The organism is Micromonospora sp. WMMC415, from assembly GCF_009707425.1.
In the GTDB taxonomy this organism is placed as follows: domain Bacteria; phylum Actinomycetota; class Actinomycetes; order Mycobacteriales; family Micromonosporaceae; genus Micromonospora.
In genome coordinates this window covers 6,089,088-6,101,599 of the sequence record NZ_CP046104.1, presented here as the reverse complement: position 1 = coordinate 6,101,599, position 12,512 = coordinate 6,089,088, and the positions used below count along the sequence as shown (strand labels likewise).

12 protein-coding genes and 2 pseudogenes are annotated in these 12,512 nt (G+C 70.4%); 9 read left to right on the top strand and 5 right to left on the bottom strand.

What is annotated here, in order from left to right:
* Window positions 1-41 precede the first annotated feature (41 nt).
* Both GKC29_RS28555 and GKC29_RS28550 read right to left on the bottom strand, forming a co-directional pair.
* The gene (locus tag GKC29_RS28555) at window positions 42-617 is read right to left on the bottom strand and encodes a flavoprotein (RefSeq protein WP_155333755.1); all 576 of its coding nucleotides are present in this window, start codon (window positions 615-617) and stop codon (window positions 42-44) included.
* Window positions 614-1,943, bottom strand: a pseudogene (locus GKC29_RS28550) (hypothetical protein). The gene GKC29_RS28555 and the pseudogene GKC29_RS28550 overlap by 4 nt, the downstream one beginning before the upstream one ends.
* 424 nt (window positions 1,944-2,367) lie before the next feature.
* On the opposite strand from GKC29_RS28550, the pseudogene amcA (GKC29_RS30680) reads away from it, so the two are divergent.
* From amcA (GKC29_RS30680) to GKC29_RS28540, 3 genes and pseudogenes are all read left to right on the top strand, one after another.
* A pseudogene (gene amcA / locus GKC29_RS30680) lies at window positions 2,368-2,514 on the top strand (multiple cyclophane-containing RiPP AmcA); the annotation flags it as partial.
* Between the two features lie 11 nt (window positions 2,515-2,525).
* A complete protein-coding gene (locus GKC29_RS28545; RefSeq protein ID WP_155333754.1) occupies window positions 2,526-2,843 on the top strand; it encodes a hypothetical protein in 318 nt (105 codons plus the stop codon).
* Between the two features lie 95 nt (window positions 2,844-2,938).
* Entirely contained in the window at window positions 2,939-4,969 is a 2,031-nt protein-coding gene (locus tag GKC29_RS28540) for a radical SAM protein (RefSeq protein ID WP_196255761.1), read from the top strand.
* Here GKC29_RS28540 and GKC29_RS28535 read toward each other — a convergent pair.
* Window positions 4,953-5,441, bottom strand: coding sequence for an HAD domain-containing protein (locus tag GKC29_RS28535; RefSeq protein WP_370463377.1), 489 nt, complete (start codon window positions 5,439-5,441; stop codon window positions 4,953-4,955). The two genes, GKC29_RS28540 and GKC29_RS28535, sit on opposite strands and share 17 nt — an antisense overlap.
* A gap of 493 nt (window positions 5,442-5,934) precedes the next feature.
* Here GKC29_RS28535 and amcA (GKC29_RS28530) point away from each other — a divergent pair, with 493 nt between their 5' ends.
* Together amcA (GKC29_RS28530) and GKC29_RS28525 are read left to right on the top strand one after the other, a co-directional pair.
* The gene (gene amcA / locus GKC29_RS28530; RefSeq protein ID WP_155333752.1) at window positions 5,935-6,117 is read left to right on the top strand and encodes a multiple cyclophane-containing RiPP AmcA; all 183 of its coding nucleotides are present in this window, start codon (window positions 5,935-5,937) and stop codon (window positions 6,115-6,117) included.
* Window positions 6,118-6,179: 62 nt separating this feature from the next.
* A complete protein-coding gene (locus tag GKC29_RS28525) occupies window positions 6,180-6,842 on the top strand; it encodes a pentapeptide repeat-containing protein (protein WP_155333751.1) in 663 nt (220 codons plus the stop codon).
* A gap of 70 nt (window positions 6,843-6,912) precedes the next feature.
* On the opposite strand, the gene GKC29_RS28520 is transcribed toward GKC29_RS28525, so the two are convergent.
* Window positions 6,913-7,641, bottom strand: a complete 729-nt coding sequence (locus GKC29_RS28520) for a hypothetical protein (protein ID WP_155333750.1) — start codon at window positions 7,639-7,641, stop codon at window positions 6,913-6,915.
* A 175-nt stretch (window positions 7,642-7,816) separates the two neighbouring features.
* Between GKC29_RS28520 and GKC29_RS28515 the strand changes: the two genes are divergently transcribed.
* The gene (locus tag GKC29_RS28515) at window positions 7,817-8,902 is read left to right on the top strand and encodes a DNA glycosylase AlkZ-like family protein (RefSeq protein WP_155333749.1); all 1,086 of its coding nucleotides are present in this window, start codon (window positions 7,817-7,819) and stop codon (window positions 8,900-8,902) included.
* Between the two features lie 12 nt (window positions 8,903-8,914).
* Here the strand turns inward: GKC29_RS28515 and GKC29_RS28510 are convergent, their stop codons facing one another.
* Window positions 8,915-9,742: a DUF72 domain-containing protein gene (locus tag GKC29_RS28510; RefSeq protein WP_230688846.1), complete on the bottom strand. Its 828-nt coding sequence runs from the start codon at window positions 9,740-9,742 to the stop codon at window positions 8,915-8,917.
* A 169-nt stretch (window positions 9,743-9,911) separates the two neighbouring features.
* Between GKC29_RS28510 and GKC29_RS28505 the strand changes: the two genes are divergently transcribed.
* The 3 genes from GKC29_RS28505 (at window position 9,912) to GKC29_RS28495 (ending at window position 12,505) form a co-directional block, all read left to right on the top strand.
* Window positions 9,912-10,430: a SigE family RNA polymerase sigma factor gene (locus GKC29_RS28505; protein ID WP_155333748.1), complete on the top strand. Its 519-nt coding sequence runs from the start codon at window positions 9,912-9,914 to the stop codon at window positions 10,428-10,430.
* On the top strand, window positions 10,427-11,701 hold the full coding sequence (locus GKC29_RS28500) for a hypothetical protein (RefSeq protein ID WP_155333747.1): 1,275 nt from the start codon (window positions 10,427-10,429) through the stop codon (window positions 11,699-11,701). Before GKC29_RS28505 ends, GKC29_RS28500 begins: the two co-directional genes overlap by 4 nt.
* Before the next feature lie 63 nt (window positions 11,702-11,764).
* Entirely contained in the window at window positions 11,765-12,505 is a 741-nt protein-coding gene (locus tag GKC29_RS28495; protein ID WP_155333746.1) for a Clp protease N-terminal domain-containing protein, read from the top strand.
* Window positions 12,506-12,512: the final 7 nt, after the last annotated feature.

Below are 12,512 nucleotides of genomic sequence, written 5' to 3'. Positions count from 1 at the left end.
GCACCGAGCCTGGCGCGACACGGTGGCTGACTCGTTTGCGGTCAGGCGTGGCCGGAAGCGGCCGGTCGAGACCCGTGGGCGAGCTGGGCGGCTGTCTCGAAAGCCACCGTCCAGGGGAAGGCTTTCTGCCGCTCGTTGCCGCTGCCGGGCGGGTGCGGTTCCCACTGGTCTTCGGGGCCGAGCAGGACACGTACCCCCTCGTCGCGGAGGCTGGCGACGGCGTGCCGGGACGGTGTCCGGGCGGCGAGGGCGGCGTTGACGAACGGGACGATGACGGTCGGCACCTGTCTGCCGATCAGCTCGGCGACCAAGGTCATGGCGTAGTTGTCGGCCAAGCCGAGAGCGATCTTGTTGACCGAGTTGTAGGTCGCAGGAGCGATGACCAATGCGTCGGTTGCGGGAAGCGACCGGCGGATGCCGGGCGACGACTGGTAGGTCGAACGGACCGGATGACCAGTGAGGCTCTCGAGCGGCTGCGGGTCGATGAAGCCCATCGCGCTCGGTGTGGCCGTGACCGCCGCTGTCCAGGATCGCCGCTGTGCAGCCTTGACGAGCTGGGTCACATCGGCGGCCGGACCGGCACCGCAGACGACGATCTGGAGGTGACCGCCGGTCACAACCGGATCCCGGCGTTGCGGGCGAAGCCGGCAGCGGCGGTGCGGACGGAACCGTTGGCTAGCATGGCGAGGTCGCCGGCGATGCGTTGGACCGCCGGGCGGCAGCGGATCTCCTCGGGTGCAACCTCGTACGCGGTGCGCAGTGCGTTGAGGCCATGCTCGTAGCGGCCCCACTGCGTGTAGGCGCGTGCCACGTCGACATACAGAGACGCCCGGCGCTCGGCCAGCGTCACCTTGTCCAGCGGCACCGTGCGGGCGATCGCGATGGCCGTTCCGGCGTCGCCGAGGGTCAGTGCGATGTTGACCCGGTGCAGCAGGACGTTGGTGGCCCCGAAGCCGGTCCACCGGTCGTTGCCGTCGTAGCCGAGGCGGGTCGCGGCGCGGGTTGCCTCATCGAGCATCGCGTGCGCGGTGCCCCGGTCGTCTCGGCGGGCGGCGGCGATGGCCCCTCGGAGGACGAGGGCGCCGTGGACGGCCACCGCATCGGACGACGTGAGGCCGGTGTCCCGGTCGAGCGAGTCGGCGGCGTTGCCGGCGAGGGTCATCGCTTGGGCGTCGTGGCCGTTGCTCATGAGCGCGTGGGTCATGATCCGGGCGCTCGCGGCGATCGCCACCGGATCCTGGCTCATGGCAGCCGCCTGAGTGCTCCGTTCGGCCGCCACCAGGGCCATCCCGCGATCGTCCAGCTTCAGCAGGACGCTGCCGACGACGTGGTACAGGTCGGCGGCCAGCACCTCGACCTGCGAGCGCTGTTCGCCCGTTACGCCGGACCGCACCGCATCGAGGGACGGCAGTAGCGCCACCAGCCGATCGAGTACGTGCGCGTACCGGCATGCCTGATAGTCGGTTTTGGCACTGGCGACAGCTCGGGATAGCTGCGGTACGGACAGTGTCCCACCGTCGGGGTGCGCTGGCGTGACGAGGGCGTCGAGCAACGACGCCACGTTGGGCGCGGCGGCGACGCCAATCGCCGCTCCGCTGCCTGCGCCGCACGTCGCCATCCGAGCCTGAGTCACCGTCTCCGTTATCGTCAGTATCCGCATCCCGGCCGGTGTCCGGCCCACCCGCACCCACAAGTGCACCGTCGGTGCCGGCCACGCGCAACGCGTCGAAGCGTTCCCGTACCTCAGGTGTGGCGCGGGACAGCACGGTGTCCAGCGCGGCCTGCATGTCCGCGCGGGGGAGCACCTTGTCGCCCTGGCTGCTCCACTTGGCCACGGTCCGCCGCGCCGCGCCGAGGTGCTCGGCGAAGGCGATCACGCTCATCCGCAACGCATGGCGGAGCGCGTTCGCGTCCTGGCCGGTCCAGGTCGTCACCGTAGCCATCGCACGTCCTTCCGGAACGGACAGTCACCGGTGGAGCTGATGGTAACCGCACACGCGGTGACCGCAGGTGCACCGCCGGTGCACCGGCGAGACATTCCGTCGGTCCACCGCCCAAGCCAGCCTGGATGTGCCGACGCGTCGATCCCAGCGGTGCGGCGGTGGGCCAGCGGCAATCTCACGGCAGGGAGACCCAGATGGACGTGCCGATCGGCAATAGGTCGGAGCGCGACCTGACGCACCGGCTGGCACTTACGCCGGGCACTTCGTCGACCGCACGGGTGACTCTCCGTTCGCGTACCGTCAGCAGGGCTGCGTGGGCGGATGAGGTGCGGTGTGCTCCCAGCCGCTGGCCGACGCCGGTGGGCTTGCCGGGACGCCGGCAAGCCCACCGCGCACAGGGGTCAGCACCGGCCGGAGACCGGCCATGACTGTGTACATGTCGCGGTACGCCGTGACCGGCGAGCTGACGACAGAACGCGCAGCAGTTCCGGCGTCGGCGGAACCAGATTCGACCGACCTACCGCTGTTGACACACGTCTGGCGGGTCTTGTTCGAGCAACAGGCGCGGAAGCGCCGCGGCCGATGTATACGAACGGAACCGGTGCAGCCGCGCAGGAGCGGCCGTTACCGGCAGAGCACTTGCCGCTGCGTCCGCTCTGGCTGTGCCGCCGCTGCGGGCAGCCCTGGCCCTGCGGACGGGCACGGCTCGCCCTGCTGGCCGAATACCGCGACAACCGGGTCGGCCTCTTCGTCTACCTGGCCGGTCTTCTCCATGAGGCCATCGAGGACCTGCATCGGCTCAACCCGAGCACTACTGGCGACGTCACGGACCTGTTCGACCGCTTCCTCGGCTGGCCCGCCCGGCACCACGGCGGGGCCGGATCCACCACGCCGCGCTGACCGGGATCTCTCGCCCTCTCACCGCTCTCTCCTGCTGCCGCTGCCGCAGGGGCGGCGACGCACGCCCATGCCCAACCCCGTCACGGAGGTGTTCCATGCGTGACCTGCCATCGTCCGTCCACGACCGGCTGTTGTACGCCTGCGCGCACGCCACCGACTGCACCCCGCCCCGTCCCGAGCCGTTGGCGGCGGTGCCGTTGGAGGATCCGAACGCCCTACGCGCCGCTTTGAGCTTGGCAATGAGGAAGGAGCGGACGGTAGTGGTGACCGGAACCCTGGACCGCAGGCTGGTCCTCATCCAACAACCGCCAGGACAATGGACGGCCGCCGATCTTTCCGGGCAGCCACACCGCAGCCGGGAATGGCCCACGTGGACCGCCGACCACCTGAGGGTGGTCGACCCGGACAGTTGGCTGTCCGCCGCGCAGCTCACTCCAGAGGGCCAGCGACGGCTGCTACGGCCGAGGCTGCTGTTGACGTCGCTTTACCACCCGGAACACTTCCCACTTCCTCGGTTTCCGTTGGCGATCTCCGACCTGGCCCGAGCTGCCCGGTCGACCCTGCTCGGGCAGGTCGAACTGATGGATATGCAGCTCGGTTCCGGGCTGGAAGACATCGTCGATCGGGTCCGCGACGGGGTGGAGGTGCTGGGCGTGTCGGTGGCTTTCGGCCAGCATGACCTCGCCGTCCGCCTCTTGGACGCGGTCACGGCCCTCGACCGGCCGCCCCTGGTGGTCGCCGGTGGCTCGCTGACCGTGCGTAACGAGCGGATCTTGCTGGACCGCTATCCGAACCTGCTCATCTGCAGGGGAGCGGGAGAGCCGACGATCGCCGACGTGCTGGCTCACTGGCATGGCGATCTGGACGTCGAGCAGATACGCGGCTTCGGTTTCCGGGGCACCAGGCGGTCGCGCACCGTGCTGCCGGTCAACCTTTCCCGCAGGACCGCGACCGTGGCGAACCGGTCGCAGACCGACATGTGGCCGGAACTGGATCTGCTTGACCGTACTTTTGCGCACCGTGGGGTCGCACAACTCGAGTCGTCGAGGGGCTGCACCAACTACTGCTCGTTCTGCCCCCGCGGGCACAAGGGGCAATGGGCGGGGGCGCGTCCCGACGCGTTGCCCTGGCTCCTGCGTCAGATGGGGGCGGTGTTCGACCGGCACCCGGATCTGAACAGGACGATCTACCTGGTCGACGAGGAGTTCATCGGACGCGGCGATGACGCTGTCACCCGCGCCCTGCAGGTCACGGACACCCTCGCCCAGGCGGGCTTCACCTGGGAGACGAGCTGCCGGGTCGACCAGGTCGTCCGTCCCGACCGTGACCGAGCCTGGCACCTCGACCGCGGTCACCTCTGGCGGGGCCTGGTTGGGCGGAAGTTGCGGCGTTGCCTGTTCGGCGTGGAGTCGGGGGTGACCTCGATCCTGGACCGCTTCAACAAGGAGACCACCGGCGACCAGAACGCTCTGGCCATCCGCACCCTTACCGCATTGGGCGTGCCGCCGCGATTCACCTACATCACCTTCGACCAGTTGATGACCGCAGCCGAGCTACGTCAGACGTACGCCTTCCAGGGCCGCACCGACCTGTTGCTGCAACCACAACCCCAGCTGAGTGTCGCCGAGATCATCGATGGGATCCACGACGAGCGGTGGGTGGCCGCCCACACCTCAGGACGCCCCTTCTACACGGGCATCAGCTATCTGCTCGTGGGCATGGAATGCCTGATCGGTGCCGCCTACACCCGCCGTGCTGAAGCGGCCGGACTCACCGGACGCGCCGACCCGTCGATGGGAAGGGTCGAGGCCCGCTACGCGGACTGGCGCATCGGGGTCCTCGCCCGCCGCTCCCAGCTGTGGATCGACCGAAACTTCGCGCTGGACTACACCCTCAAGTCGTTGGAGAAGATCCTCACCGGCCGGCCGTACGCCATTGTCCGCGACCTGCGTCGGCTGCTGAAGGACGCCGCCTACCGATTGTTGGGCACGATGCTCGACGAACTCTTCCGCACCGATCCGAGCGCTAGGGACGACGGTGATCTCGACGCGCGATGCCAGGACGCGGCCGACGCTCTCCTGATCCAGCTGCGCAGCGATGAAGCTCGCCCTACGGCGCCTGCATGAGCCAGCTCTCGATGGCAGTGAAGTCGTGCTCGGTCAGCCCGCGACGTTGGTCAACCCGCTGTAGCAGGGCCGGGCCATGGTGATGAGTCAGTACCCACTGCTGATCGGTGTGGGAGATCTCGTCGTCGACCCAGACGAAGGGGCGTCCCTGCGCCCACTCGACAAGTCCACGGGTCTTCCAGTGCAGGACGCCCACCTCGTCGGAGTCGGGCCAGTCCACGACGGGCAGGGTCGGCAGCCCGAGCAGCGGCGCGAGCACATCGTTCGCGTCGCTCATCCAGGTCGTCGCCCACACAAGGTCACACGGCAGGGCCCCCAGTCGGCGGCCGTGTTCCGGATTGACCTTGTGCAGCAGGGGATGGGCGTCGGCCGGTAAGTCTGGTGCCTCGGTGTGGCCACCCGGCATGCCCGGCTGAGCCGCCGTGGGTGTTCCGAACGGGATGAGGGTGTCGTCCACGTCAAGGAATAGCAATGGACGCGGCGCAGGGTCGGACATGACCCAAGAGGCTAACCCTCACCCCGCCGCCAACTACCTCCGCGCGCTTCCCACGCTCATTCGTCTCGCCGCGTTCCCGGCGGCCGGCAGGCGGGCGCCGCTGACGGTGACCACGGCAGGAGCGGTGCCGGGATGACGCTCACCGGGACCTTCCGCTCCGGCGGCGCTGTCGTGCCCGGCCACGCCACCAGCATTACATCCCACACCTCAACCAAAGGAGTTCTCGTGCTTCCAACGACACCGTCACCTACTGCCGTAGGCATTGGCAGTGATGAGTTCCGGCTTGATCCCCGTTCGGGGGTCGGGCTCGACGTCAGCGTTGACGTCAGTCTTCAGCCGGACCCCCGAACGGACCCCCTCTTCCCTCTCACACAGCAGGTCAGCCCCTCTGTCAGCGCTGGAGACTTGTCCTGCGATAGACCCTGCCTGGTCTCGGGTCTCTCCCCCTCACCCCTCAAGGAGGAGCACCATGACCAACGCTCTCGCGGTCCTCGTCAACGCCGCACCCGAGCAACTCGCCCGCCTCGGCGTCAACCCGCAGCGGTCGGTAGCGTCGATCGACGCGGCGAAGTTCGACAACCGCCCCACCTGGGATAACAAGGGTAAGTTCGACAGCCGACCCGGCTGGCACAACTGGAACAAGAAGAAGTAGCAACCACCACGGGGACGAGCGGGTTGGCGTGCCCACCCCGCGCCCACACAGGTTGAGGACACATGCGTACCACCACGATCGGCGACGTGAAGGTCCTGTTGCCGGACCTCGAACCGGACGACCTCGACACCACCACGGACCTCGCCGGCGGCCTCACCGAGGCCCTCGTCGAGGGCGCAGCGTGGCACGGCTCGCGCCTTGAGGACGTCAGCATCCGTAGCAGCTTTATCACCGGCGTGGACCTGAGCGAGAGCACCTGGGAGGCGGGCAGCCTCTTCGGCTGCGAGTTCACCCGCACCGACTTCTCCGGCGCGACCCTGACCGGCATCACCATCGAACGGTGCGCCATCACCGGCTCCCGGTTCACTGGCACCAGACTCACCGACGTACGCCTCAAGGACGTCCTGTTCGACGGCTGCCGCTTCGACTACGCCACCTTCCACCGCGTCACCGCCGCCGGCTCGGTCGCGTTCACCGACTGCACTCTCACCAACGGCGCGTGGTCATCCTGCCGACTACCGCGCATCGCACTGCGGTCGTGTGACCTCGCTGGCCTGGAACTGGACTCCTGCCACCTCGACGGCACCGACCTGAGAGGCAGCCGGCTCCACGGTCTCAAGACGTCCCTCGACAACCTGCGCGGCGTCACCCTCGGCCAGGACCAACTGCCTGACCTCACCCAGCTGGCCGTCGCCGCCCTTCACCTCACCGTACGCAGGGAATGAGTCTGGAGAGGCATCGTGCTCGCTGGACGCAGAGTCGTATTCGTCCACCTCCGCGCAGGCTGGTGTGGGCTCACAGCGTTGGCGGCGGGCACCGGTCGGGAAGCGTGACCTGCCCTGGCAGGTGCCGGAACGTGTCCATCGTGAACCACTCGTCCAGCGCGGGATCGTAGAGGTTCTGGATGCCGAAGTGCAGCACCTGCCGCCACCGGCTCGGGTCCCGCTGGTCGACGTAGACGTCACCGAGCGCGAGCGGGATCCGGGGAAACGCGCCCGGCTGGGTGGAGCCCGCGACGACACCGACCCGCCAGTGATGGACGTGCCGGTCGTGGTGCCCCTGCAGGATCTCCGGTCCGACGAATCGGGCGGTCTTCAGCAGGTCGTTGAACATGTGGCGGTTGAAGAATCCCACCCGGTGGCAGGGCTGCGGCGGCTCCAGCGGGATGTTCGGCCACTTGTAGGTGAGCGTGTAGAGCGTGTCGCGGTAGATCAGGTTGGTGAACCAGATCGGGTGCTGTGGGCCCCCGGCGATCATCTGACTGTCGCCGTTTCTCCCCTCCCAGGTGAAGGGGACGTCGATGCCGAGGTCGCGGACGATGTACCGCCCCGCGCCCTGGAAGTCCGCCGGGAGTCGCGGGGGACGTGGCTCTTCCGGCGCGGCGGACGTGGCGTCTTCAGCCGCAGCCGCAGCCGCAGCCGTGCCGGGATGGGCGAGGGCCATGGCTGGTGCGGTCGCGGCGATGGCGACCAAGCCGCCGACAGCCGCCGAAACGAGTGCCCGAAGTGCTCGATTCGGTGCCATGTCCCCTCCGCAAGCGTGGAACGGTTCGATGGCGCTGCCGCTCCGACAGCGCTGCTCCTGCGAGCGTAAAGTCGGCGAATCCGAGCCAGGTTGAATCGGAGAGAAAGTCGTCTTTCGGGTCGGATGGGACGGGCGGGCGTTCCCCGTCAAACTGCGGCGCCACTAGGGTCGTCGCATGGCCGCCCATCGTCTGGACCGGGACGAAGCCCGCCGGATCGCGATCCACGCCCAACTGCTCGACGCCCCGCGCCCGACCGACCTCGTCGGCGTCGTCGACCGCCTGACCGTCCTGCAGATCGACCCCACCGCGGCCATCGCTCCCAGCGCCGACCTCGTCCTGTGGAGCCGGCTCGGGTCGACCTACGACCCGGCCGACCTGACCAGGGCCATCGAGCGCGACCGCACCCTCGTCGAGACCGTCGCCTACGTCCGGGTGCCGCGCGACCTTCCCGCCGTGATCGCCGAGGTGCGGGACGGGGCACATCCGTCCACGGTGGCATGGCTAAAGAAGAACGAGCCGTTCCGGCGCGACATCGTCGCGCTGCTGGAGAAGAACGGCCCGCTGCTGTCCCGCGACATTCCCGACACCAGCGTCGAGCCCTGGCCGTCCTCGGGTTGGACCAACAACCGGAACGTCACGAAGATGCTCGAGTGCCTCGCCCTCCGCGGGCAGGTCGCGATCTCCGGTCGCAAGGGGCGGCAGCGCTACTGGGACCTTCCCCAGCGCGTGTTCCCCGCGGACCTGCCGACGTTGGACCGGGCGGCCGCCGCCCGGCACCGCGACGAACGCCGGCTCGCGGCGCTCGGCATCGCCCGGTCGGGCGGGCCGCAGATGCCGGGCGAGTCGCCGTACGTCGGCGACGCCGGTGAGGAGGCCGTCGTCGACGGTACGCCGGGGACGTGGCGGGTCCACCCGGCGTACCTGGACCTGCCGTTCACCGGGCGTACGGCGCTGCTGTCGCCGTTCGACCGGCTCGTGCACGACCGTGTCCGCGCGGAGCAGCTCTTCGACTTCGAGTACGTCCTCGAGATGTACAAGCCCAGGGAGAAGCGGCGGTGGGGCTACTTCGCGCTCCCGATCCTTCACGAGGACCGGCTCGTCGGGAAACTCGACGCGACCGCGGACCGCAGGGCCGGCACCCTCGTCGTCAACGCGATCCACCAGGACGTCCCCTTCACCGAGGCGGTGACCGCCGCCGTCCGCGCCGAGATCGCGGACCTTGCCGGGTGGCTCGGACTGGAGGCCACCGGCGGCTTCTGAGCGCCGACCGGGTCAGAAGAGGGTCAGGGGTTCGACCGGGATCGGCTCCGGCAGCGGTTCGAGTTCCGGTACGCGGGCGCGTACCTCGTCGTGGAAGCGGCGCGCCAGCACGGGCGCGTCGGCGTTGTCCGGGGTGTGGACGAACACCGTCGGCGAGCGCCCCTCGCGCAGCAACCCGGCGACGACGTCCACCCAGTGCTGCCAGCCCTCGATCGTCCGCGCGACGTCGTCGCGGCCGAGGTACCGGACGATCGGCCGGTCGGTGAGCGCGACCGACCGGCGCGGCACGCGGGGTTTCTTCGTCCAGGCGTCCCGCTCCGCGTCGCTGGTCGGCGGGCTGTCGAAGAAGGCGGTGGTGTCGAACGGGATCCACTCGGCGGCGACGGGGGCGAGAGCCTCCTCGAGGAGCCGCGTGGCGTGTGCGTCGGCGAAGAACGCCGGGTGGCGGACCTCGACGGCGTACCGGTGGGACGCGGGGAGCCGGCGCAGGAAACGGGCGAGCACGGGGACGTCGGCGGGCGCGAAGGACCCCGGCAACTGGATCCAGAGGGCGTGGGCCCGCGGCCCGAGCGGCTCGATCGCGTCCAGGAAGATCCGGAGCGGCTCGTCGACGTCACCGAGACGGCGTTCGTGCGTGACGACCTTCGGCAGTTTGAGTACGAACCGGAAGTCGGGGTCGGTCTGCTGTGCCCACGACGCGACCGTGTCGCGGGCCGGTGTCGCGTAGAACGTGGTGTTGCCCTCGACCGCGGTGCACCAGGCGGCGTAGTGCCGCAGCCGTTCGTGGGACGGCAGCGGATGCGCCAGCAGACGCCCCTGCCACGACCTGTGCGTCCACATCGCGCATCCCACGTGAAGCCGCATGCCGTTCGACATGCGTAGCTCCTACGTCACCTCGCCCGTCGAACGCAAGTCGGGGTGGTGCCACAGGTTTCCCCAGAGCGGATACAACCGGACGGACCACCGGGCCCGTCTGAGGGTGGGACGTCACCGGTTGGAGGAGCGGCGAATGGCAGACGGCGACGACGAGTACGTCGAGTACGTCACGGCGCGGATACCCGCGCTGCGACGGCTCGGTTGTCTCCTCACCGGGGACGAACACCGGGCCGACGACCTGGTCCAGCAGACCATCACCACGCTGTACGTGAAGTGGGCGCGCGCCCGCGCCGCCGACGACCTCGACCGGTACGTGCGCGCGATGCTCGTGCGTGCCTTCATCGACGAGCGGCGGCGGGCGTGGTCCCGGGTACGGCTGTTCGCGGCGCCGCCCGAGCCGCCGCCGGTGCAGAACGCCGGCGCCGAGGACCGGGAGGTCCTCCGCTCCGCGCTGGCCCGCGTGCCGCGCCGGCAGCAGGCCGTGCTGGTGCTGCGGTTCATCTGCGACCTGCCGGTGAACGAGGTGGCGGAGATCCTGGACTGCTCGCCCGGAACGGTGAAGAGCCAGACCTCGCACGGTCTGGCCGCCCTGCGCCGCCTGCTCGGTGAGCGGGCGCCTGTCGCGGCGACGAGAGAGAGGTACGCGGGATGACCGAGCGCGACGACGACCTGGGGCTGCTGCGGTTGGACCGCGAGCCGACCAGCAGGACCACGGTGGACGTGCGGCGGGCGATGACCGACGGCCGGCGGCGGCGCCGGTTGCGGCGCGCCTTCACGTACGCCGGTGCGGGCGGGATGTGCCTCGCCGTGGTGGCCGGCGGCACGCTGGCGGTGCCCGCGCTGCGGACCGACCAGCCCGGCAGGTCGGCGAGCGGGCCCGCCGCGGGACCGCGTGCGTCGGCCGGCGCCGAGCCGACGGCGAGCCCGTCGAGCCGGCCCGGCACGGCTCCGTCGGTCGCCGCGGCGCCCCCGCCGCCGACCCGCTGCGCGATCTCGGCGCTCCCCGTGCCGGACGGGGTGACGATGGCCCTGGTGACCGGGGCCGACCCGACCGGGCGGATCCTGCTCGGCCGCTCGTACCCGCGGAACGGCGAGTACCAGGTCCTCGTGTGGACGGCGGGCAGGGCGACCAAGGTGCCCATGCGGGGGGCCGACCAGACGCTGCAGGACGTCACGACGGGCGGGCTCGCGGTGGGGGCGGCCCACCAGCGGCTGGCGCCCGGCGACGCGGGGTCCGGGCCGGTTCCGTACGCGTACTCGGACGGCAGGCTGACCCGGCTGCGTGGGGTGACCTTCGGCTCGCCCCGCGCCGTCAACGAGGCCGGGAAGATCGTCGGGGTGGGCGAGTCCCTCCGCCCGCTGGTGTGGGCGTCCCCGGCGAGCGAGGCGACCGAGCTGCCGCTGCCCGCAGGGGCGTCCGGCGGCGAGGCGCACGACGTCGACGAGGACGGCACGGTGGTCGGCACGGTCGTCACCGACGGTCGTCGGGCCGAGCGGCCGTACGTGTGGTTCCCCGACGGGTCGCACCGGGAACTGCCGCTGCCGAAGGTCGACGGGGCGACCGGCGCCCGGGCCTTCACGGTCCGCAACGGATGGGCGACCGGTGCGCTCACCGGTGGGGGCGCCGGCGCGGCGTCGGCGGTGCGGTGGAACGTCCGCACCGGTGAGGCGCGGCTGTTCCCCGCGTTCGCCACCCGGGCCAGCACGGCGAACGTGCACGGCTGGCAGGTCGGGACCGACCGACAGGGGCGGGGCCTGTTCCTCTCCGACGCGGGACCGGTGACGCTGCCCGACCTGGCGAAGCACGAGCCGGGCGCGCTGACCAACATCGCGGAGACGGTCAGCGACGACGGTCGCACGATCGGCGGCCAGGCCGACGACGCTTCCGGGACGATCCGGGCGGTGGTCTGGCGCTGCACCTGATCTCGGCCGGGGTGTCGTCAACTCGTGGTTGACGACACCCCGGCGTCAACCTATGGTTGACGCATGACCGAGCCCGTGCAGATGACCAGTCCCGTACGCCTCGACGACCTGATCGGGGCCATCAAGAAGGTCCACCCGGACGCACTTGAACAGCTCGCCAGTGCGGTCGCCGCGGCCGACCACCTCGGCGAGCTCGCCGACCACCTGATCGGGCACTTCGTCGACCAGGCCCGCCGCTCCGGCGCCTCCTGGACGGAGATCGGCCGGAGCATGGGAGTGAGCAAGCAGGCCGCGCAGAAGCGGTTCGTGCCGAAGTCGACCGATGCGCCGCTGGACCCGCAGCAGGGCTTCAACCGGTTCACCGTCCGGGCCCGCAACGTCGTCATGGCCTCGCAGAACGAGGCCCGGGGCACCGGACACACCGAGATCCGCCCCGAGCACATCGTGCTGGGGCTGCTGGCCGAGCCGGAGGCACTCGCGGCGCAGGCGATCGTCGCGCAGGGCGTACCCCTGGAGCGGGTGCGCGAGGCCGCGACGGCCGCACTCCCGCCGACGCCCGGCGGTGAGCTGTCCCCGCTGCTCCCGTTCGACGCGCAGAGCAAGAAGGTGCTGGAGCTGACGTTCCGCGAGGCGCTGCGGCTCGGGCACAACTACATCGGGACCGAGCACATCCTGCTCGCGGTGCTGGAGCAGGAGGACGGCAGCGGTGTGCTGTCCGGGCTCGGTGTCGACAAGGCCGCCGCCGAGGCCCACCTCACGGCCGCGCTCGCCGCGTTGACGAAGCAGGCGCCGACCGGCGAGTGAGGGATGC

Coding starts and splice junctions, on each gene's coding strand:
- GKC29_RS28545 (WP_155333754.1), top strand. CDS start 2,526: ATGTATACGAACGGAACCGGTGCAGCCGCGCAGGAGCGGCCGTTACCG.
- GKC29_RS28540 (WP_196255761.1), top strand. CDS start 2,939: ATGCGTGACCTGCCATCGTCCGTCCACGACCGGCTGTTGTACGCCTGC.
- amcA (WP_155333752.1), top strand. CDS start 5,935: ATGACCAACGCTCTCGCGGTCCTCGTCAACGCCGCACCCGAGCAACTC.
- GKC29_RS28525 (WP_155333751.1), top strand. CDS start 6,180: ATGCGTACCACCACGATCGGCGACGTGAAGGTCCTGTTGCCGGACCTC.
- GKC29_RS28520 (WP_155333750.1), bottom strand. CDS start 7,641: ATGGCACCGAATCGAGCACTTCGGGCACTCGTTTCGGCGGCTGTCGGC.
- GKC29_RS28515 (WP_155333749.1), top strand. CDS start 7,817: ATGGCCGCCCATCGTCTGGACCGGGACGAAGCCCGCCGGATCGCGATC.
- GKC29_RS28510 (WP_230688846.1), bottom strand. CDS start 9,742: ATGTGGACGCACAGGTCGTGGCAGGGGCGTCTGCTGGCGCATCCGCTG.
- GKC29_RS28505 (WP_155333748.1), top strand. CDS start 9,912: ATGGCAGACGGCGACGACGAGTACGTCGAGTACGTCACGGCGCGGATA.
- GKC29_RS28500 (WP_155333747.1), top strand. CDS start 10,427: ATGACCGAGCGCGACGACGACCTGGGGCTGCTGCGGTTGGACCGCGAG.
- GKC29_RS28495 (WP_155333746.1), top strand. CDS start 11,765: ATGACCGAGCCCGTGCAGATGACCAGTCCCGTACGCCTCGACGACCTG.